We start from the raw sequence: 18,908 nt of genomic DNA, 5'->3' as shown, positions 1-18,908 counted from the left end.
GGGAGGAATGGCCGCGGCCATCCGCTACCATTCCCGCCATGCCAAGCACCCTCGCCTCGCGCGCGTCCTCGCGCCCCCCGGTCCAGGACGGCGATGCGCTCGCCGCGATCGACCTGGGCTCCAACAGCTTCCACATGGTCCTGGCCCAGCACACGCTGGGCCAGCTGCGTGTGGTGGACCGCCTGCGCGAGACCGTGCGCATGGCGGACGGGCTCGATGGCGCCGGCGGGCTTTCGGAACCGTCCCGCCAGCGCGCGCTGGATTGCCTGGCGCGCTTCGGCCAGCGCCTGCGGGGGGTGCCGCGCCTGCACGTGCGCGCGCTGGCCACCAACACCGTGCGCCAGCTGCGCGATCCGCAGTCCTTCCTGGCGCCCGCCGAAGCGGTGCTCGGCTCGCCGATCGAGGTGGTCTCCGGCCGCGAGGAGGCGCGCCTGATCTACCTTGGCGTGGCCCATGCGCAGCCGCCCAAGCCCGGGCAGCTGCGCCTGGTGATCGACATCGGCGGCGGATCGACCGAGTTCATCATCGGCCGCGGCTTCGACCCGATCGAGCGCGAAAGCCTGCAGGCCGGCTGCATCGCCAGTACCCGCCGCTTCTTCCCCAGCGGCCGCCTGTCGAAGAAGAAATGGAAGGACGCGCTGACCGAGATCAGCGCCGAGTTCCAGCAGTTCGCCGGGCTGTACCGGGCGCTGGGCTGGCAGGAGGCGCTGGGCTCGTCCGGCACCCACAAGGCGATCGGCGAGATCTGCGCGGCGATGAAACTGACCAAGGGCGCGATCACCGCCGAGGCGCTGCCGCAGGTGCGCGAGCGCCTGCTCCAGGCCGACAGCATCGACCAGATCGACCTGCCCGGCCTGTCCAGCGACCGCCGCCCGATCATCGCCGGCGGGGTGCTGGTGCTGGAGGCCGCCTTCCAGGCGCTGGGGCTGCAGAAACTCCTGGTGAGCAAGGCCGCCATGCGCGAGGGCATCCTCTACGACATGCTCGGCCGCGGCGGCGGCAACGATCCGCGCGATGCTTCCGTCGACGCGCTGACCCGGCGCTACGGCATCGACGAGGCACAGGCCGCGCGGGTGGAAGGCACGGCGATCCGCCTGCACGAACAGGTCGCGGGCGCCTGGTCGCTCGACGACGACGACGCGCGCATGCTCGGCTGGGCCGCACGCGTGCACGAGCTGGGGCTGGCCATCGCCCACAGCCAGTACCACGTGCACGGCGCCTACGTGCTGGAGCACTCGGACATCGCCGGCTTCTCGCGGCAGGAACAGCAGGTGCTGGCCGCGCTGGTCCGCACCCACCGGCGCGGGGTGCCGAAGAATGCGTTCGACGCGCTTCCGGACCGCCTGTTGCTGCCGGCGAAGCGCAAGGCGGCGCTGCTGCGCCTGGCCGTGCTGCTGCACCGCTCCCACGATGGCGACCACATCCCGCGCCTGGACCTCGCCGCCGACGGCAACCGCCTGCAGCTGGTCATGGACCGCGACTGGGTCGAGACCCGCCCGCTGCTGCGCGCCGACCTGCTGGTCGAGAAGGAAGGCATGCCCGGGCTGGGCATCGAGTTCCAGCCGATGGTGGCCTGACCCGGCCCGGATCGCCGCGCCAACCCCGCTTGCGTTGCTGGTGCGTTCGACATCCCGTCCAACACGGGAGTCAGACATGCGCACCAGACCGAAATCCCCCCGGCTTCCCGCCGGCGCCACGCTGCTGCTCGCGCTGGCGCTCGCCGGCTGCCACTCCGCCCCGCCCGCCGGTTCCGTGCGCGAGGAGCCCCCGGTTGCGGCCTGGACGGCGGACCCGGCCGCGGCCGCCCCGCTGGCACCGCCGCCACCGCCCCCCGCGATCGCCGCGATGGAGGCCGCGCGCGCGAAGCAGCGGCAGGACGCCATGGCGTCCCAGGCCCAGGTCCACCTCGCCGCCCAGGCACGGATGGCCCTCGCGCCGCCGCCGCTTGCACCGGCGGCCAATACCGAGCGCTACGAAGGACGGGACGACAATCCGGTGCGGCGTGCGAGCGAGCAGCCGGTATCGACCTTCTCCATCGACGTGGACACCGGCAGCTACGCCAACGTGCGGCGGATGCTGCGCCAGGGCGTGCGTCCGCCGGCCGACGCGGTGCGCGTGGAGGAGTTCCTCAACTACTTCAGCTACGGCCACCCGGCGCCGGCCACCCGCGAGGTGCCGTTCCGGGTCACCACCGAGCTGGCGCCATCGCCGTGGAATCCGAAGCGGCAGTTGCTGATGGTCGGGATCAAGGGCTACGACGTGGCCAAGGCCGTCCTGCCGCCGGCCAACCTGGTGTTCCTGGTCGACACCTCCGGATCGATGCAGTCGCCCGACAAGCTGCCGCTGCTCAAGCAGGCCTTCGCCCAGCTGGTGCCGCAGCTGCGCGCGCAGGACCGCGTCTCGATCGTGGTGTATGCCGGCTCGGCCGGCCTGGTCCTGCCCCCCACCCCGGGGAACCGCCACGACGAGATCCTGGCGGCGCTGGACCGGCTGGAAGCCGGCGGCAGCACCAACGGCGGCGACGGCATCCGGCTGGCCTACGCGGTCGCGCGGCAGGCCTTCGCCGAAGGCGGCGTCAACCGGATCCTGCTGGCCACCGATGGCGACTTCAACGTCGGCACCGTCGACCGCGGCACCCTGGAGACCTGGGTCGCCGACCAGCGCCGGTCGGGGATCGCGCTGTCCACCCTGGGCTTCGGCGAGGGCAATTACAATGACGCGATGGCCGAGCGCCTGGCCGATGCCGGCGACGGCAACCATGCCTACATCGACTCGCCCGAAGAGGCGCGCAAGGTCCTGGTCGAACAGATGCAGGCCACGCTGCTGACCATCGCCAACGACGTGAAGGTCCAGATCGAGTTCAACCCCGCGCAGGTCGCCGAGTACCGCCTGGTCGGCTACGAGAACCGGCTGCTGGAGCGGGAGGACTTCGCCAATGACCGGGTCGACGCCGGCGACATCGGCGCCGGCCACGAAGTGACCGCGCTGTACGAGATCGCGCTGGCCGGTTCGGGCGGCGAACGCCTGCCGGCGCTGCGCTACGGCACCGGCGCCACGCCGGCCGCCGCGTCTACGGGCGGCGAACTGGCCCACCTCCGCCTGCGTTACAAGCTGCCGGGCCAGGATCGCAGCCGCCTGATCGAAACCCCCATCCGGCGCGACGCACTGGCGGCGCGCCCCAGCCAGTCGCTGCACTTCGCCGCCGCGGTGGCCGGCTATGCCGACCTGCTGCGCGGCGGCGGCAATGTCGGCGACTGGGACTGGGACGATGTCGCCGCCAGCGCGCGTGCCGCCGCGGGCGAGGACCGCCGGGGGCTGCGCCGCGAGTTCGCCGCGCTGGTCGAATCCGCGCGGCAGGTCACCGCCGGCACGCCGCCACCGGCGGCCGCCATCGCGGTGGAATGAGCGGAATGCGGACGCGGCGCACGGGCGCCGCGTCCGCCGACGCGCGGGAGCGTCAGCCGAGCAGGTGCTCCAGCACGGCCATGCGCACCGCCACGCCGTTGGCGACCTGGCGCAGGACCCACGACTGAGGGCCGTCCACGACTTCGTCGGTGACCTCAACGCCACGGTTGATCGGCCCCGGGTGCAGCACGGCGGCGCCCGGCGCCGCGCGCTTCAGGCGCTGCGCGCTCAGGCCGTAGCGCGCGTGGTAGTCCTCGAGCGAGGGCACCAGGCCTTCCTCCATCCGCTCGCGTTGCAGGCGCAGCATCATCACCGCGTCCACGCCCTCGAGCATCGCATCGAGGTCCTCGCCGACCACGCAGCCCGCCGTGGTGCCGGCATCGGGCAGCAGCGAGGCCGGACCGCAGACGCGGACCTCGCCGGCACCCAGCGTGCGCAGCGCGTGCAGGTCCGAGCGGGCCACGCGCGAGTGCTTCACGTCGCCGACGATCAGCACCTTGAGCTTCGAAAAGTCGCCGCCGCAGGCCTGGCGCAGGGTCAGCATGTCGAGCAGGCCCTGGGTGGGGTGGGCGCTGCGGCCATCGCCGGCGTTGACCAGCGCCGTGCCCTCCCCGGCCTCGTCGGCCAGGCGCTGCACGGCGCCGTCTTCCGGGTGGCGCACGATGAAGCCGCGCACGCCCATCGCCTCCAGGTTCTTCAGGGTGTCGCGCGCGGTCTCGCCCTTGCGCGTGGAAGACGTCGACGCGTCGAAGTTGAGCACGTCCGCGCCCAGGCGCTGCGCGGCCAGCTGGAACGAGCTGCGCGTGCGCGTGGAGGGTTCGAAGAACAGCGTGCACACCGCGCTGCCCGCCAGCACCGTGCGCTTGCCGACCCGCCCGACCGCCGCGTCGCGGATCTGGCCGGCGCGGTCGAGCAGCTGGACCAGGGTGGCGCGCGGAAGGCCCTCGAGGGTGAGCAGGTGGCGGAGGCGGCCGTTCGGGTCGATCTGCGGGGTCATGGTCGGTCTGCGTGCGGGTTCGGAATGGGATGCGGATGCGGCCTAGGCGGGCGTGGCGTCGCCCGGTGCCGAAAGCCAGCGCTCGATGATCACCGCGGCGGCCGCGGCGTCCAAGGTGCCGGCATCGCGGCGGCGCCGGTTGCCGGCGGCGCGCTCGCGCGCGAAGCGCTGCGCGGCCTCGACCGAACTCGAGCGCTCGTCGACCAGCGCCACCGGCAGCCGGTAGCGCGCCCTGAGTTCGGCGGCGAAGGCGCGGGCGCGCCGGCGGATCGGCTGGTCGCCGCCCTCCAGCGTCATTGGATCGCCGACCACCAGCCCCTGCGGGCGCCACTCGCCCTGCAGGCGATCGAGGGCCTTCCAGTCCGGGCCCGCCGGGTGCACGTCCACCACCGCGACCGCGCGCGCGCCCGCCAGCGCGCTGCCCACCGCCACGCCGATGCGGCGCGCGCCGACGTCGAAGCCGAGCACCATCGCGTCGGGGGGCGGCAGCGCCGGGCTCATGGTCGGATCAGGCATGCCCGCTGTAGTCGGCCAGGCGGAACAGGTCGTCCACGCCAATGCTGCCGGCGGCGGTCTGCCAGCGCCGCTCCAGCGGCAGCTCGAACAGCAGCTCGGCATCGACCGGCGCGGTCAACCAGGTGTTCTCGCCGAGTTCGTATTCCAGCTGGCCGGCGCCCCAGCCGGCGCAGCCCAGCGCGACGACCGCATGCGCCGGGCCTTCGCCGGCGGCCATCGCCTCGAGGATGTCGCGCGAGGTGGTGAGGTACAGGCCACCGCCCACGCGCAGGCTCGAATCCCACTCGCGCGCGCCGTCGTGCAGCACGAAGCCGCGCTCCTGGTGGACCGGCCCGCCATGCAGCACCGTGCGCGCGCACAGCGCCTCGTCGTCGCTGCCGATGCCCATCTGCGAGAAGACCTGGCCCAGGGTGTACTCGGAGGCGCGGTTGACCACCACGCCCATCGCGCCCTCGTCGTCGTGCTGGCAGATCAGCGCGACGGTGCGGGCGAAGTTGGGGTCGGCCAGCGCGGGCAGCGCGATCAGCAGCTGGTTGGCCAGGTTGTCGTTCGACGCGGGCATGCGGCCATTCTAGCGCCGACGGCTGGCCGCGGCCCGCGTCCTTGCCATAATCGGCGCCGGTTCCCCGGGACTTCGCCATGTCCGGCTATTGCGACTTCGCCCGCGGCCATCTGCTGCACGGGCCCTACCACGACACCGAGTACGGCTTCCCGCAACGGGACGAACGCGTGCTGTTCGAACGCCTGCTGCTGGAGATCAACCAGGCCGGGCTCAGCTGGGAGACGATGCTGAGGAAGCGGGACGGGTTCCGCCGCGCCTACGACGGTTTCGACGTCGACACGGTCGCCGCCTACGGCGAGGCGGACCGGGCGCGGCTGCTGGCCGACCCGGGGATCATCCGCAACCGGCTCAAGGTCGACGCGGCCATCCACAACGCCGGAGTCATCCGCGGGCTGCGCGCCTCCCACGGGGGATTCGCCGCGTGGCTGGATGCGCACCATCCCCGCGCGAAAGCCGACTGGGTGAAGCTGTTCAGGAAAACCTTCCGCTTCACCGGCGGCGAAATCACCGGCGAATTCCTGATGAGCCTGGGCTACCTGCCCGGATCGCACCGTCCGGACTGCCCGGCCTACGCGCGCGTGGCCAGTCTGCGGCCGCCGTGGATGGGGGCGGCCGGCTGACGCCTTCACCCGCCGCTGCGCGCGGGGCGGGGAAGCTGCGGACATGGCCATCCACATCGGCATATCGGGCTGGCGGTATCGCCCGTGGCGCGGCGTGTTCTATCCGCCGGGCCTGCCCCAGCACCGCGAGCTGGAGTATGCGGCGCACAGCTTCTCGAGCATCGAGCTCAACGGCTCGTTCTACTCGCTGCAGCGCCCGCAGAGCTGGCGGCACTGGGCGTCGGCGTTCCCGCCCGGTTCGGTGCTGGCGGTGAAGGGGCCGCGCTACATCACCCACATGCTGCGCCTGCGCGACGTGGACACGGCGCTCGCCAACTTCTTCGCCTCCGGCGTGCTGCAGCTGCGCGAACGGCTCGGGCCGCTGCTGTGGCAGCTGCCGCCGACCCTGCGCTATTCCCCGGACGTGCTGGAGCCGTTCCTGTCCCGTCTGCCGCGGGACACCGACGCCGCGCTGGCCCTGGCGCGCCGCCGCGAGCGCGTGCGCATGCGCGGCCGCGCCTCGTTGCCGTCGCAACCCCGGCGGCCGATCCGGCACGCACTGGAAGTGCGCCACGACAGCTTCCGCGACCCGGGCCTGGTGGGCCTGCTGCGCCACCACGGCGTGGCACTGGTGGTGGCCGATACCGGCGGCCGCTTCCCGCACATGGAGGACGTCACCGCCGACTTCATGTACCTGCGCCTGCACGGACCGGCCGAACTCTATGCCAGCGGCTATCCCGACGATGCCCTGGACCACTGGGCCACGCGGATACGGTGCTGGGCCGACGGCCATGAGCCGGCGGACGCCCGGTCACTGCCGGGCGTGGCGCCGCCACCGCGGATTCGCCGCGACGTCTACTGCTACTTCGACAACGACGCCAAGGTGGACGCGCCGTTCGACGCCAAACGCCTGTACCGGATGCTGGCCAGCCGTGCCCCGGCGACCGCCGGCGATGGCTAGACGCCCATGTAGCGGTGCGGGCGGTGGTTGAACATCAGGATCAGGCTCAGCACCAGCGCCCCGACCGCCGAGTACAGCACCTTCGACGGCGACAGCACGAAGAACGCGGCGCCCATCAGCACCGTGTCGAACGCCAGCTGCACCTTGCCGGCGCTGATCCCGCGCTCGCGCTGCAGGTACACCGCCAGGATCCCCACGCCGCCGAGGCTGGCCCGGTGGCGGATGAAGAACAGGATCCCCAGCCCGCACAGCGCCCCGCCGACCAGCGCCGAGTACAGCCCGGTCATGTGCGACCAGCCCGCCCAGCGCGGCAGCAGGTCGGTCAGCAGGCCGCAGGCGCCCACCGCCAGGAAGGTCTTGAGGGTGAACTCCCACCCCATCCTGCGGACGGCGATCCAGTAGAACGGAAGGTTCACCAGCACGAAGACCAGGCCGAAGTTCCAGCCCAGCGCGTAATGCAGCAGGAACGAGACGCCGGCCATGCCGCCGATCATGAGCCCGCCCTGGGCGAACACCGTCAGCCCCAGCGACGCCACCAGCGTGGCCAGGACCATGCCCTGCACGTCCTCGGCGACCGAGTGGTGGAAGGCGCGGGCGTCGGCCGGGGTGCCGGCCGAATCGGGCGGAGGCGTCAGCGGCCCGGCGGTGACGATGGCGCCATCGACGGGCGACGGAGCGGGCCGGAGATCCGGGTCTCTGGAGTTCACGGGTCAGGCGCGCGCGAGGGGGGCGCGCATTCTAACCGCCGCCGTGCGGCCGCCGTGGAGGCGAAGCCGCCGCCTTCGCGGGTCCCTGGGCTGTTGCGTCCGGGTCAGCGCGCCTCGGCGATCTCGACGCCGTCCAGGCCCTGGGCGAGCGTGCGCGCGTCGCCGCCCTGCGACAGCTTGATCCGCAGGCGCACCTCGTTCTGCGAATCGGCGTAGCGCAGCGCGTCCTCGTAGCTGATCTCGCCGGCCTGGTACAGCTCGAACAGGCTCTGGTCGAAGGTCTTCATGCCCAGGTTGGTGGACTCCTTCATCACTTCCTTGAGCTTGTGGATCTCGCCGTCGCGGATGTAGTCCTGGACCAGCGGGGTGCCGAGCAGGATTTCCATGGCCACCCGGCGGCTCTTGCCGTCCGGCGTCGGGATCAGCTGCTGCGCGACCACGCCCTTGAGGTTCAGCGACAGGTCCATCAGCAGCTGGCTGCGCCGGTCCTCGGGGAAGAAGTTGATGATGCGGTCCATCGCCTGGTTGGCGTTGTTCGCGTGCAGCGTGCACAGCACCAGGTGGCCGGTTTCGGCGAAGGCGATCGCGTGGTCCATGCCCTCGCGGGTACGCACCTCGCCGATCATGATGACGTCGGGCGCCTGGCGCAGGGTGTTCTTCAGCGCGTTCTCCCAGCTGTCGGTGTCGATGCCGACCTCGCGCTGGGTGATGATGCAGCCCTCGTGCTTGTGCACGAATTCGATCGGGTCCTCGATCGTGATGATGTGGCCGGTCGAGTTCTGGTTGCGGTAGCCGATCATCGACGCCAGCGAGGTCGACTTGCCGGTGCCGGTGGCGCCCACGAACAGGATGATGCCGCGCTTGGTCATCGCCAGCGTCTTGATGATCGGCGGCAGGTTCAGCTCCTCCACCGTCGGGATCTTGGTCTCGATCCGGCGCAGGACCATGCCCACCTGGTTGCGCTGGTAGAAGCAGCTGACGCGGAAGCGGCCCACGCCGGCGACGCCGATGGCGAAGTTGCACTCGTGGGTCTTCTCGAACTCCTCGCGCTGCGCCGGCGTCATCACGTTCAGCACCAGGTCCCGGCTCTGCTGCGGCGTGAGCGGGGTCTGGGTGATCGGGCTGATCTTGCCGTGGACCTTCATCGACGGCGGCATGCCGGCGGTGATGAACAGGTCCGACGCCTTCTGGTGCGCCATCAGCTTGAGGAACGAGGTGAAGTCGATGGTGCTCATGGCGGTGCTCCGGAAGTGCGTGGGCGTCGGGCCGGGCTATGCCGCGGCCGTCATTCGAACAGGCGCTTGTCCTTGGCGTATTCCCTGGCCTGGTGGCGGGTGATCAGGCCGCGCTTGACCAGGTCCTGCAGGTGCTGGTCCAGGGTCATCATGCCGTACTGCTGGCCGGTCTGGATCGCCGAGTACATCTGCGCGACCTTGTCCTCGCGGATCAGGTTGCGGATGGCCGGGGTGCCGACCATGATTTCCCAGGCCGCGGTGCGGCCGCCGCCGACCTTCTTCAGCAGCGCCTGGCTGATCACCGCGCGCAGCGACTCGGACAGCATCGAGCGGACCATCGGCTTCTCGCCGGCGGGGAACACGTCGATGATGCGGTCGATGGTCTTCGCCGCCGACGAGGTATGCAGGGTGCCGAACACCAGGTGGCCGGTTTCCGCGGCGGTCAGCGCCAGGCGGATGGTTTCCAGGTCGCGCATTTCGCCGACCAGGATGTAGTCCGGGTCCTCGCGCAGCGCCGAGCGCAGCGCCTCGTTGAAGCCGTGGGTGTCGCGGTGCACCTCGCGCTGGTTGATCAGGCACTTCTGCGAGGTGTGCACGAATTCGATCGGGTCCTCGACGGTGAGGATGTGCCCGTACTCGTTCTTGTTGATGTGGTCGATCATCGCCGCCAGCGTGGTCGACTTGCCCGAACCGGTCGGGCCGGTCACCAGGATCAGGCCCTGCGGCTGGTTGATCAGCTCGCGGAAGATCGGCGGGCAGCCCAGGTCCTCCAGGCTCAGGACGTCCGAGGGAATGGTGCGGAACACCGCGCCGGCGCCGCGGTTCTGGTTGAACGCGTTGACGCGGAAGCGGGCCAGCGACGGGATCTCGAACGAGAAGTCGACCTCGAGGAATTCCTCGTAGTCGCGGCGCTGCTTGTCCGACATGATGTCGTAGACCAGCGCGTGGACCTGCTTGTGGTCCAGCGCCGGGATGTTGATCCGGCGCACGTCGCCGTCGACGCGGATCATCGGCGGCAGGCCCGCGGACAGGTGCAGGTCGGAGGCCTTGTTCTTGACCGAAAAGGCCAGCAGTTCGGCGATATCCATGCGCGAATTCCCCGTGATACGGCAGTCAATCGATAGCCGGCGGATTCCCGCAGGCTGGAACGATACATCCCCGCGGGGCAGTATAGCGCTCCCGCCGCCGCCGCCAATGGCCCGTCCATCCATGCCCGATGCCCGCCTGCGAACCGTGATGCAGCGCATCCTGAACGCGGCGGACGCGGCCGGGAGGCCAGCGCCCGCGCTGCTGGCCGTTTCCAAGACCCAGCCCGCCGAGGCGGTGGCCGCGCTCGCCGCGGCGGGCCACGTCGCCTTCGGCGAGAACTACGTCCAGGAAGCCGCGGCCAAGCGCGCGGCCCTGGCGGCCCGCCATCCGGCGCTGCAGTGGCACCTGATCGGGCACCTGCAGTCGAACAAGGCGGCGCTGGCCGCCGAGGTCTTCGACTGGGTGCAGAGCGTGGACCGCCCGGGCGTGGTCGACGCCCTTGCCCGCCACCGGCCGCCCGCCCGAGGGCCGCTGAACGTGCTCGTCCAGGTCAACGTCGAGGGCGAAACCGGCAAGGCCGGGTGCCGGCCCGAAGACCTGCCGGCCCTGGTCGAACGCGTGGCCGCCCAGCCGGCGTTGGCGTTCCGCGGGCTGATGTCGATCCCCGTCCCCCATCCGGATCCCGAGCAGCGCCGGCCGGCGTTCCGGCGCATGCGCGGCCTGTTCGAATCGCTGGCCGGGCGCCATCCCGGCGTGGACACGCTGTCGATGGGCATGAGCGACGATTTCGCCATCGCCATCGCCGAAGGCGCCACCCTGGTGCGCATCGGCACGGCGCTGTTCGGCCCGCGCGGCGCCGGTCCCAATCCCCCCACGGAGCGTCCATGACCACCCTGCCCGACGACCGCGACACCCTGGCCTTCATCGGCGGCGGCAACATGGCCCGCAGCCTGATCGGCGGCCTGGCCCGGCGCGGCGCGGACACGCGCCGCATCCGCGTCGCCGAGCCGCTGGCCTCCGCCCGCGAGGCCCTGGCGGCGGACTTCGGCGTCCAGGTCTTCGAGCGTGGCGAACAGGCGGCCGAAGGCGCCAGCCTGTGGCTGCTGGCGGTGAAGCCGCAGATGATGCAGGCCGCGTGCACCCCGCTCGCCGATGCCGCGCAGCGGCAGCGTCCGCTGGTGGTATCGATCGCCGCCGGCATTCCGGTCGCCGCCCTGCAGGCGTGGCTGGGCGGCGGCCTGCCGGTCGTGCGCTGCATGCCCAATACCCCCACCCTGCTGGGGGCTGGCGTGACCGGCCTGTACGCGGGCGAAGGCGTGGACGACGGCCAGCGCCGGCGCGCCGACGCCCTGCTGTCGAGCGCGGGCACTACGGTCTGGGTCGCGGAAGAGCCGCTGATCGACGCGGTGACCGCGGTCTCGGGCAGCGGGCCGGCCTACGCGTTCCTGCTCGCCGAGGCGATGGAAGCCGCCGCGGTGGCCGAGGGCCTTCCCGCCGCCGACGCCCGCACCCTGGTCGTGCAGACCCTGCTCGGCGCGGGACGCATGCTCGCCGAGGCCGGCGAGGCGCCGGCCGAACTCCGCCGCCGGGTGACCTCGCCCGGGGGCACCACCCAGGCCGCGATCGAGGCGTTCCAGGGCGGCGGTTTCGAGGCCCTGGTGGCGCGTGCCGTCCACGCGGCCCGCGAACGCGGCGCGGCGCTGGCCGCGGCGGGCCAGTCGTGAGCGCGGTCGGCCGCGCCGGGGCGATGGCGGCGATGTTGCTGTTGTTCGCGGCCTGCGGTGGCCCGGCTCCGGAACCGGCCCGCTTCGTCCCGCCGGCCCCCAGCGTGGTCGAGCTCGACGGGCCGCTGCGCGCCCGCTACAACCTGCTGCCGACGCTGGCGCTCGGCGAGGCGGTGGCCCGCGAGTACGGCGTGGCGCGCGAGGCCGATTCCGCCCTGCTCGTGGTGGCCCTGCGCCGGCCGACCGCCGACGGCGACGAGACCACCGCACACGGCGAAGTGACCGCCGAAGCGGTCGACCTGGCCGGCCGACGCCAGCAGGTGAGCCTGCGCCGGGTCGCCACCGGCGACTACATCGACCATGTCGGCACCGTGCGCATCGGCGTGCACGACACGATGCGCGTGCGCGTCGGCGTGGTGGCCGGTGGACGCCGGCAGGAATTCGACTTCCAGCGCAATTTCTGACGCGCGGGTTTGCATGGCCGGGCCGCGGCGGGTACTTTCACCGAGGGGGCCGCGGCGCGGGGAACGCAGGCGCGGCCAAGGGGAGACAGCAACGTGCGGGCGCCGGATGTCGCGCCGGTGGCGGCATGCATCGCCCTCGCCACGCAGCGCCGCCCGCGCATCCGATGACAGGCCTGCCAGCCGCGGGCCAGGGGGAAGCGTGATGAACAAGCTCTATTGCCTGGGGTTCCTGCTGGCGGCCTCGGCCTTCGACGCCGCCGCGCAGGACGCGGCATGCCCCTCGCTGCCGGCGGGCTCGACCCTGCGCTGGGAAGCGAAGGCCGGCGACGGGTTCACCGTATGCCGCGCACTCGACGGCGAGCGCCAGGTGCTCGGGCTGATGCTGACCCGCGAACCGACCGTGAACCTGCTGCGCCGCAACCGCGAGGAGGAGGGACGCATCGGCACCCACGAGGTGCACTGGTACCAGCCGGAGATCGCGGCCCAGACCGGGGAGCGCAAGCGGATCACGATCGTCGAGCTCGGCGAGGACCGCTACGCGCAGGTGTGGGTTGACGCGGGCAATGACGAAGAACTGCGGCAGCTGCTGGCGATGGCCGAAGGCATCGCACTCAACTGACCGCCTGGCGGCGGCGCGCCGCCGCCGGCGCCGCCGTCAGAACCGGCCTTCCTGGAAGTCGACGAAGGCCTGCATCAATTCCTGGCGCGTGTTCATCACGAACGGTCCATGCCGCGCGACCGGCTCGCGCAGCGGGGTGCCCGCGACCAGGATCAGTCGCGCACCCGCCTCGCCGGCGCGCAGCACGAGCTGGCGGCCGCCACCCAGCACCGCCATCTCGCGTGAATCGAGCGGTCGCGCCTCCTCGCCTTCGCCCACCGTCGCCGCGCCCTCGAACACGTAGGCGAAGGCGTTGTGGCCGTCCGGCAGGTCGTGCCGCCAGGCCACGCCCGGCTGCAGCGCGATGTCGAGGTAGAGCGGGTCGGTCGCCGGCTGGACGATCGGGCCCACGGTGTCGCCGACCCGGCCGGCGATGACCTTCACCTCGACCCCGGCGGCCGGGTGCGCGACCGGGATCCGGTCGGGGGCGAATTCCTGGTAGCGCGGCTCGGTCATCTTCTCGCGCGCGGGCAGGTTCACCCACAGCTGGAAACCGCGCATGCGCCCGGATTCCTGCTCCGGCATCTCGGAATGGACCAGGCCGCGGCCTGCGGTCATCCACTGCACGCTGCCCGGCGTGAGCAGGCCCTCGTTGCCGTGGTTGTCCTTGTGGCGCATGCGCCCGTCGAGCATGTAGGTCACCGTCTCGAAGCCCCGGTGCGGATGGCTCGGGAAACCGGCGATGTAATCCTCGGCCTTGTCGGTGCCGAACTCGTCCAGCAGCAGGAACGGATCCAGCTCCGGCAGCCCGGCGCCGCCGATCACGCGGGTCAGCCTGACCCCCGCGCCGTCGGAAGCGGCCTGGCCGCGCACCTTGCGGATGATGCGGGCGGGGGCGGTGTCGATCGGGGCGGTCATGGGACGTTCTCCGGTTGCGGTCGCACGGAAGATGATGCCTGCGCGACCACAACGGAACCGCGCATGGCGTAACCGTCTGTTCCACCGCCGTCATCGAAACGGCGCCGGAGCGCGGTCAGGCCGGCGAACGCGCCGGCCCGCGGCGCCAGCGTGGCGGGACGGCGCTGGCCGCCAGGGCGTCGCGCGCGCCGCGCGAGCGCAGGAAGGCCTCGGCCAGCAGCAGGTTCGGCACCCAGCACAGCCAGGCGATGGCCGGATAGGCGATGGCGAAGGAAATCCCGGCGAACTGGCTGGCTGGCAGGTAGATGCGCAGCGTCACCGCCGCCAGGGTCAGCGCGTAGCTGCGCACCATCCAGTCGCGGTGCGCTGCCAGGCGCCGCCGGCGGATCGCAGCCACCGCCAGCGCGGTGGTCGCCAGCCAGGCCAGGCCGAGCGAGGCGAAGCCTGCAGCGGCCACTCCGCCGCTGGTCGTACGCAGCGCCAGCACCAGCGCGGCGATGCCGCCGGCGGCGACGGCCAGCACGTAGGCGCGGCCCAGCCAGCGATGCAGGCCGAGCCAGCGGTTGCGCAGGCGCGCATGCAGCTGGAATGCGCCGACGACCAGCGCCGTCCCGCCGCCGGCGAAATGCCCCCACGTCGCCAGCGGCTGCTGCGCGAAGAGCCCCCGCACCAGCGGGTGCCGCCACTCCGGCACGCCCGCCATGGCGAACGCGTAGCCCGCCACTAGTACCGCCAGCACCGTCATCGCGTACCAGCCGAGCCCCTTCCAGCGCATTCCGCTCTCCCCTGGCCGGATCGCGCCGGCCCCCGCTCAGGCCACGTAGACCGACTTGATGTTCATGAACTCGTGGATGCCGTGTTCGGCCAGTTCACGGCCGAAGCCCGAGCGCTTGGTCCCGCCGAATGGCAGGCGCACGTCGCTGCGCACGATGGCGTTGACGAACGCGGCGCCGACCCGCAGCTGGCGCGCGACCCGTTCGCCGCGCACCGGATCCCCCGTCCACACGCTGCCGCCCAGCCCGTAGGTGGTGTCATTGGCCACGCGCACCGCCTCGGCCTCGTCGGCCACGCGCAGGATGCTGGCCACCGGCCCGAACAGCTCCTCCTCGTAGGCCGGCATTCCCGGCACCACCGCTTCCAGGATCGAGGCCGGATAGCCGGCGTGCGAGGCGTCAGGCTCGCACCCCAGCAGGGGCCGCGCGCCCCGGGCGATGCTGTCGCGCACCTGGCGGTGCAGCTCGTCCCGCAGGTCCTGGCGGGCCATCGGCGCCAGCGTGGTGGCTTCCGCGTTCGGGTCGCCCAGGCGCAGCTTCGCCGCCGCTTCGACGAAGCGCCGGGTGAAGGCGTCGGCGATGGCGTCGACCACGATGAACCGCTTGGCGGCGATGCAGGTCTGGCCCGCGTTGCCGAAACGCGAGGCGACCGCCCCGGCCACGGCCTTGTCCAGGTCGGCATCCTCCAGGACCACGAAGGCGTCGCTGCCGCCGAGCTCCATCACGCACTTCTTCAGCTGCTCGCCTGCATTGCCGGCGATCGAGCGGCCGGCCCGCTCGCTGCCGGTGAGCGTCACCGCGACCACGCGCGGATCGCGGATCACCCCCGCCGCCTGGTCGTTGTCGACGTGCAGCACGCCGAACACGCCGGCGGGCAGGCCGGCGTCCGCGAGCACCCTGGCGATCAGGTCGGCGCAGCGCGGCACGTTGCTGGCGTGCTTGAGCACGGCGACATTGCCGGCCATGAAGGCCGGCGCCAGGAAGCGGAACACCTGCCACACCGGGAAGTTCCACGGCATCACCGCCAGCACGCAGCCCAGCGGCTCGTAGCGCACGTAACTGCGCCGGCCCTCGGTGGCGACGGGCTGGTCGGCCAGGTAAGCGGCGGCCTGCGCCGCGTAGTAGTCGCAGGCGTCGGCGCACTTGTCGACCTCGGCCAGCGCTTCCCTGCGCAGCTTGCCCATCTCCGCGGTCATGGTCCGCTGCAGCTCGTCGCGGTGGTCGCGCAGGCCGGCGCCGATCGCCCGTACGACCTCGCCGCGGCCCTCGAGGCTGCGCTGCGCCCAGGCCGGGAACGCCGCTTGGGCGGCGGCCAGGACCGCCTCCACCTCGGCCGGCGCCATCAGCTCGTGGCGGTACTCGACCTGGCCGGTCGCGGGGTTGATCGTCTCGACCGTCATGGCGTCCTCGCTTCGCGTTGCAGGCGCCGATTCTGCCGGCGCGGTCGTTAGGGCACCGTGCCCCGCCATCGCTGCCCTCAGCCGTTCTCCTGCAGCGCCAGCTGCATGTCGCGCTGGCGGCGCTGCTCCTCGCGGAACATGAGCCACCAGCCGACCACGGCCGCGATCGACACGGCCATGATCATCAGCGTGGCCAGCGCGTTGATCTTCGGGCTTACGCCCAGCCGCACCGAGGAGAAGACCTTGATCGGCAGCGTGGTCGAATCCGGCCCCGCGACGAAGCTGGCGATCACCACGTCGTCCAGCGACAGGGTGAAGGCCAGCAGCCAGCCGCTGACCAGCGCCGGCGCGATGATCGGCAGGGTGATCAGGAAGAACACCTTGAGCCGGTTGGCGCCCAGGTCCATCGCCGCTTCCTCCAGCGACTTGTCCAGCTCCTGCAGGCGCGAGGACACGACCACGGTGACGAAGGACACGGTGAGGGTCACGTGCGCGATCCAGATCGCGACCATGCCCTTGGACGGGATGCCGAGCGCCGCGCCGGCCGACACCAGCATCAGCAGGATCGACAGGCCGATGATCACCTCGGGCATCACCAGCGGCGCGGTGATCAGCGCGCCGAACAGGGTCTTGCCGGGGAACCGCCGGAAGCGGGTCATCACCATCGCCCCGAGCGTGCCGATGACCGTTGCCGCCGTCGCCGTCCAGAAGGCGATGCGCAGGCTGACCCAGGCCGCCTGGAGGATCTGGCGGTCGCGCAGCAGTTCGCCGTACCACTTGGTCGAGAACCCGGCCCAGACCGTGGCCAGGCGCGAGGAATTGAACGAATAGACGATCAACAGCAGGATCGGCAGGTACAGGAAGGCGAAGCCGAGCAGCAGCACGGCCCAGCGCAGCAGCTTCTGTCCCAGGGTCGGGTTCATGTCAGCCGGCCCTCCATCTCCTTCTGCTGGTAGCGGTTGAACACCAGGATAGGCACCAGCAGGAGCAGCAGCATCACGATCGCCACCGCCGACGCCGCCGGCCAGTCGCGGTTGTTGAAGAACTCGCCCCACAGCACCCGCCCGATCATCAGCGTGTCCGGGCCGCCGAGCATCTCGGGGATCACGAACTCGCCCACCGCCGGGATCATCACCAGCATGCAGCCGGCGATGATGCCGGCACGGGACAGCGGCAGGGTGATGCGCAGGAAGGCCTGCCATGGCTTGGCGCCGAGGTCGTAGGCGGCTTCCAGCAGGCGCAGGTCGAGCTTGACCAGGTTGGCGTACAGCGGCAGCACCATGAACGGCAGGTAGCAGTAGACGATGCCGATGTAGGCGGCCAGCGGCGTGTAGAGGATGCGCAGCGGGGCGTCGACCAGCCCCAGCCCCATCAACGCGCGGTTGAGGATGCCGTTGGCGTCGAGGATGCCGACCCAGGCGTAGACCCGCAGCAGGAACGAGATCCACGACGGCAGCACCACCGCCATCAGCGCGATGTTGCGGGTGGACGGCTTCATCCGCGCGATGAAGTACGCCATCGGGTAGCCGATCAGCAGGCACAGCAGGGTCGATACCGCCGCGATCTTGATCGAGCTCAGGTAGGCCAGCACGTACTGGGAATCGGTGAACAGGGCCACGTAGTTGCCCAGGTTCAGGCGCAGGGTCAGCGCCTTGTCCACGTACTCCACGATCGGCGTGTACGGCGGCATGGCGATGGCCAGCCGCGAGAACGAGATCTTCAGCACGATCAGGAACGGGATCGCGAAGAACACCACCAGCCACAGGAACGGCACCGCGATCACCGCCCAGCGGCCGCCCGGCAGGAACCGCTTCAGCGCGCGCGCGTTCATGAGGTCAGCACCACGCCGTCGTTGTCGTCCCACCACAGCCAGACCGGGTCGCCCCAGGTCATGCCCTCGCTGGCCCAGCGCTTCTCGTTGGCGAAGTTGGCCATCAGTTTGAAGCCGCTGGGCAGGCGCACGTGGTAGACCGAGTGGCTGCCAAAGTAGGCGATGTCCTCGATCGTGCCGCGCGCCTTGTTGTGCGGCTGCGCCGGCTCGTCCTTGCCGATGTCCAGCTTCTCCGGGCGCACCGCGAAGGACACCGCCTGGCCCGGGAACCCGGTGATGCCGTGGCCGATGTAGATCGGCGCGTCGAACGCCGGCGTGCGCAGGGTGACGTAGTCCGGCTCGTCCTCGTCGATGGTCGCGTCGACCAGGTTGACCGAGCCGATGAACTCGGCGGCGAAGCGGTTGGCCGGCTGCTCGTAGATCTCGTCCGGGGTGCCGACCTGCTGGATCCAGCCCTGGTCCATCAGCGCGATCCGGGTGGCCATGGTCATCGCCTCCTCCTGGTCGTGGGTGACCATCACGCAGGTCACCCCGGAGGTCTCGATGATGTTGACCAGCTCCAGCTGCATGCGCGAACGCAGCTTCTTGTCCAGCGCGCCCATCGGCTCGTCCAGCAGCAGCAGCTTGGGGCCCTTGGCCAGCGAACGGGCCAGCGCCACGCGCTGCTGCTGGCCGCCGGACAGCTGGTGCGGCTTGCGCCTGGCCAGCTTGCCGAGCTGGACCATCTCCAGCATCTCGCCCACGCGCCTGCGGATCGCATCCTTGGCCAGGCCGTCCTGCTTGAGGCCGAAGGCGATGTTCTGCTCCACGGTCATGTGCGGGAACAGCGCGTAGGACTGGAACATCATGTTGATCGGCCGCTCGTACGGCGGCAGGCCGTTCATGACTTCGCCGTCGAGCACGATCCTGCCCTTGGTCGGCTGCTCGAACCCGCCGAGGCAGCGCAGCAGGGTCGACTTGCCGCTGCCGGAGCCGCCGAGCAGGGCGAAGATCTCGCCCTTGCGGATGTCGAGGCTGACGTCGTCGACGGCGACGAAGCCGTCGAATTCCTTGCGCACGCTTTCGATCCGGAGGTAGCGCTCGGCGCCGGCTTCGGCCGGGGCCCCGTTCGTGCGCTCGTTGATCGCCATGGCCGCTCCAGGTTGGGGTGGGCGGGCCGCCCGGCGGCGGCCCGCACCTGCGTTGCATA

The 18,908-nt window shown here is 71.4% G+C and carries 20 protein-coding genes; 8 read left to right on the top strand and 12 right to left on the bottom strand.

From position 1 onward, the window contains the following. Window positions 1–38 precede the first annotated feature (38 nt). On the top strand, window positions 39–1,577 hold the full coding sequence (ppx, locus tag ACA089_RS01390; RefSeq protein WP_372012713.1) for an exopolyphosphatase: 1,539 nt from the start codon (window positions 39–41) through the stop codon (window positions 1,575–1,577). 76 nt (window positions 1,578–1,653) lie between these two features. Further along, on the top strand, window positions 1,654–3,405 hold the full coding sequence (locus ACA089_RS01385) for a vWA domain-containing protein (RefSeq protein ID WP_372012711.1): 1,752 nt from the start codon (window positions 1,654–1,656) through the stop codon (window positions 3,403–3,405). Window positions 3,406–3,457: 52 nt separating this feature from the next. Here ACA089_RS01385 and ACA089_RS01380 read toward each other — a convergent pair whose 3' ends face one another. The 3 genes from ACA089_RS01380 to ACA089_RS01370 are packed head-to-tail and all read right to left on the bottom strand — an operon-like array spanning window position 3,458 to window position 5,480. After that, window positions 3,458–4,402, bottom strand: coding sequence for an aspartate carbamoyltransferase catalytic subunit (locus ACA089_RS01380; RefSeq protein ID WP_372012710.1), 945 nt, complete (start codon window positions 4,400–4,402; stop codon window positions 3,458–3,460). Window positions 4,403–4,444: 42 nt separating this feature from the next. Next, entirely contained in the window at window positions 4,445–4,903 is a 459-nt protein-coding gene (ruvX, locus tag ACA089_RS01375; RefSeq protein WP_372012708.1) for a Holliday junction resolvase RuvX, read from the bottom strand. A 7-nt stretch (window positions 4,904–4,910) separates the two neighbouring features. Next, window positions 4,911–5,480 (bottom strand): YqgE/AlgH family protein, encoded by a 570-nt coding sequence (locus tag ACA089_RS01370; protein WP_372012706.1) that lies wholly within the window; start codon window positions 5,478–5,480, stop codon window positions 4,911–4,913. Between the two features lie 77 nt (window positions 5,481–5,557). Here ACA089_RS01370 and ACA089_RS01365 point away from each other — a divergent pair, with 77 nt between their 5' ends. Both ACA089_RS01365 and ACA089_RS01360 read left to right on the top strand, forming a co-directional pair. After that, window positions 5,558–6,100, top strand: coding sequence for a DNA-3-methyladenine glycosylase I (locus ACA089_RS01365; protein ID WP_372012704.1), 543 nt, complete (start codon window positions 5,558–5,560; stop codon window positions 6,098–6,100). Window positions 6,101–6,143: 43 nt separating this feature from the next. Beyond that, window positions 6,144–7,040 carry a DUF72 domain-containing protein gene (locus tag ACA089_RS01360; protein WP_372012703.1) on the top strand — a complete coding sequence of 299 codons (897 nt, stop codon included), beginning with the start codon at window positions 6,144–6,146 and terminating at the stop codon, window positions 7,038–7,040. On the opposite strand, the gene ACA089_RS01355 is transcribed toward ACA089_RS01360, so the two are convergent. The 3 genes from ACA089_RS01355 to ACA089_RS01345 all read right to left on the bottom strand — a co-directional run bounded on the left by ACA089_RS01355 (window position 7,037) and on the right by ACA089_RS01345 (window position 10,070). Continuing rightward, on the bottom strand, window positions 7,037–7,747 hold the full coding sequence (locus tag ACA089_RS01355; protein ID WP_372012701.1) for a YitT family protein: 711 nt from the start codon (window positions 7,745–7,747) through the stop codon (window positions 7,037–7,039). The genes ACA089_RS01360 and ACA089_RS01355 overlap by 4 nt on opposite strands. A 104-nt stretch (window positions 7,748–7,851) precedes the next feature. Then, complete coding sequence (locus tag ACA089_RS01350; protein WP_372012699.1) at window positions 7,852–8,982, bottom strand: PilT/PilU family type 4a pilus ATPase; 1,131 nt, start codon at window positions 8,980–8,982, stop codon at window positions 7,852–7,854. Between the two features lie 50 nt (window positions 8,983–9,032). Next, window positions 9,033–10,070, bottom strand: a complete 1,038-nt coding sequence (locus tag ACA089_RS01345; protein ID WP_372012697.1) for a type IV pilus twitching motility protein PilT — start codon at window positions 10,068–10,070, stop codon at window positions 9,033–9,035. Window positions 10,071–10,191: 121 nt separating this feature from the next. Between ACA089_RS01345 and ACA089_RS01340 the strand changes: the two genes are divergently transcribed. The 4 genes from ACA089_RS01340 to ACA089_RS01325 all read left to right on the top strand — a co-directional run bounded on the left by ACA089_RS01340 (window position 10,192) and on the right by ACA089_RS01325 (window position 12,818). Further along, complete coding sequence (locus ACA089_RS01340) at window positions 10,192–10,899, top strand: YggS family pyridoxal phosphate-dependent enzyme (protein WP_372012695.1); 708 nt, start codon at window positions 10,192–10,194, stop codon at window positions 10,897–10,899. Continuing rightward, a complete protein-coding gene (gene proC, locus ACA089_RS01335) occupies window positions 10,896–11,735 on the top strand; it encodes a pyrroline-5-carboxylate reductase (protein WP_372012693.1) in 840 nt (279 codons plus the stop codon). Before ACA089_RS01340 ends, proC begins: the two co-directional genes overlap by 4 nt. A gap of 32 nt (window positions 11,736–11,767) precedes the next feature. Further along, window positions 11,768–12,199: a DUF4426 domain-containing protein gene (locus tag ACA089_RS01330; protein ID WP_372012691.1), complete on the top strand. Its 432-nt coding sequence runs from the start codon at window positions 11,768–11,770 to the stop codon at window positions 12,197–12,199. A 202-nt stretch (window positions 12,200–12,401) separates the two neighbouring features. Next, window positions 12,402–12,818 carry a hypothetical protein gene (locus ACA089_RS01325; protein ID WP_372012689.1) on the top strand — a complete coding sequence of 139 codons (417 nt, stop codon included), beginning with the start codon at window positions 12,402–12,404 and terminating at the stop codon, window positions 12,816–12,818. 36 nt (window positions 12,819–12,854) lie between these two features. On the opposite strand, the gene ACA089_RS01320 is transcribed toward ACA089_RS01325, so the two are convergent. From ACA089_RS01320 to ACA089_RS01295, 6 genes are all read right to left on the bottom strand, one after another. After that, window positions 12,855–13,715, bottom strand: coding sequence for a pirin family protein (locus ACA089_RS01320; protein WP_372012687.1), 861 nt, complete (start codon window positions 13,713–13,715; stop codon window positions 12,855–12,857). Between the two features lie 115 nt (window positions 13,716–13,830). Beyond that, window positions 13,831–14,490 carry a DUF2306 domain-containing protein gene (locus ACA089_RS01315; protein ID WP_372012686.1) on the bottom strand — a complete coding sequence of 220 codons (660 nt, stop codon included), beginning with the start codon at window positions 14,488–14,490 and terminating at the stop codon, window positions 13,831–13,833. A gap of 36 nt (window positions 14,491–14,526) precedes the next feature. Continuing rightward, window positions 14,527–15,888 (bottom strand): NAD-dependent succinate-semialdehyde dehydrogenase, encoded by a 1,362-nt coding sequence (locus ACA089_RS01310; RefSeq protein WP_372012684.1) that lies wholly within the window; start codon window positions 15,886–15,888, stop codon window positions 14,527–14,529. 77 nt (window positions 15,889–15,965) lie between these two features. Continuing rightward, window positions 15,966–16,811, bottom strand: coding sequence for an ABC transporter permease subunit (locus ACA089_RS01305; protein WP_372012682.1), 846 nt, complete (start codon window positions 16,809–16,811; stop codon window positions 15,966–15,968). Beyond that, complete coding sequence (locus ACA089_RS01300) at window positions 16,808–17,719, bottom strand: ABC transporter permease subunit (protein ID WP_372012680.1); 912 nt, start codon at window positions 17,717–17,719, stop codon at window positions 16,808–16,810. The genes ACA089_RS01305 and ACA089_RS01300 overlap by 4 nt, the downstream gene beginning before the upstream one ends. Next, window positions 17,716–18,849, bottom strand: coding sequence for an ABC transporter ATP-binding protein (locus tag ACA089_RS01295; protein WP_372012679.1), 1,134 nt, complete (start codon window positions 18,847–18,849; stop codon window positions 17,716–17,718). Before ACA089_RS01295 ends, ACA089_RS01300 begins: the two co-directional genes overlap by 4 nt. Between the last annotated feature and the right edge of the window lie 59 nt (window positions 18,850–18,908).

This window comes from Pseudoxanthomonas fibrivorans (assembly GCF_041464125.1).
In the GTDB taxonomy this organism is placed as follows: Bacteria; Pseudomonadota; Gammaproteobacteria; order Xanthomonadales; family Xanthomonadaceae; genus Pseudoxanthomonas.
The sequence above is the reverse complement of the archived record's forward strand: the minus strand, read 5'-3'. Positions and strand labels throughout refer to the sequence as shown.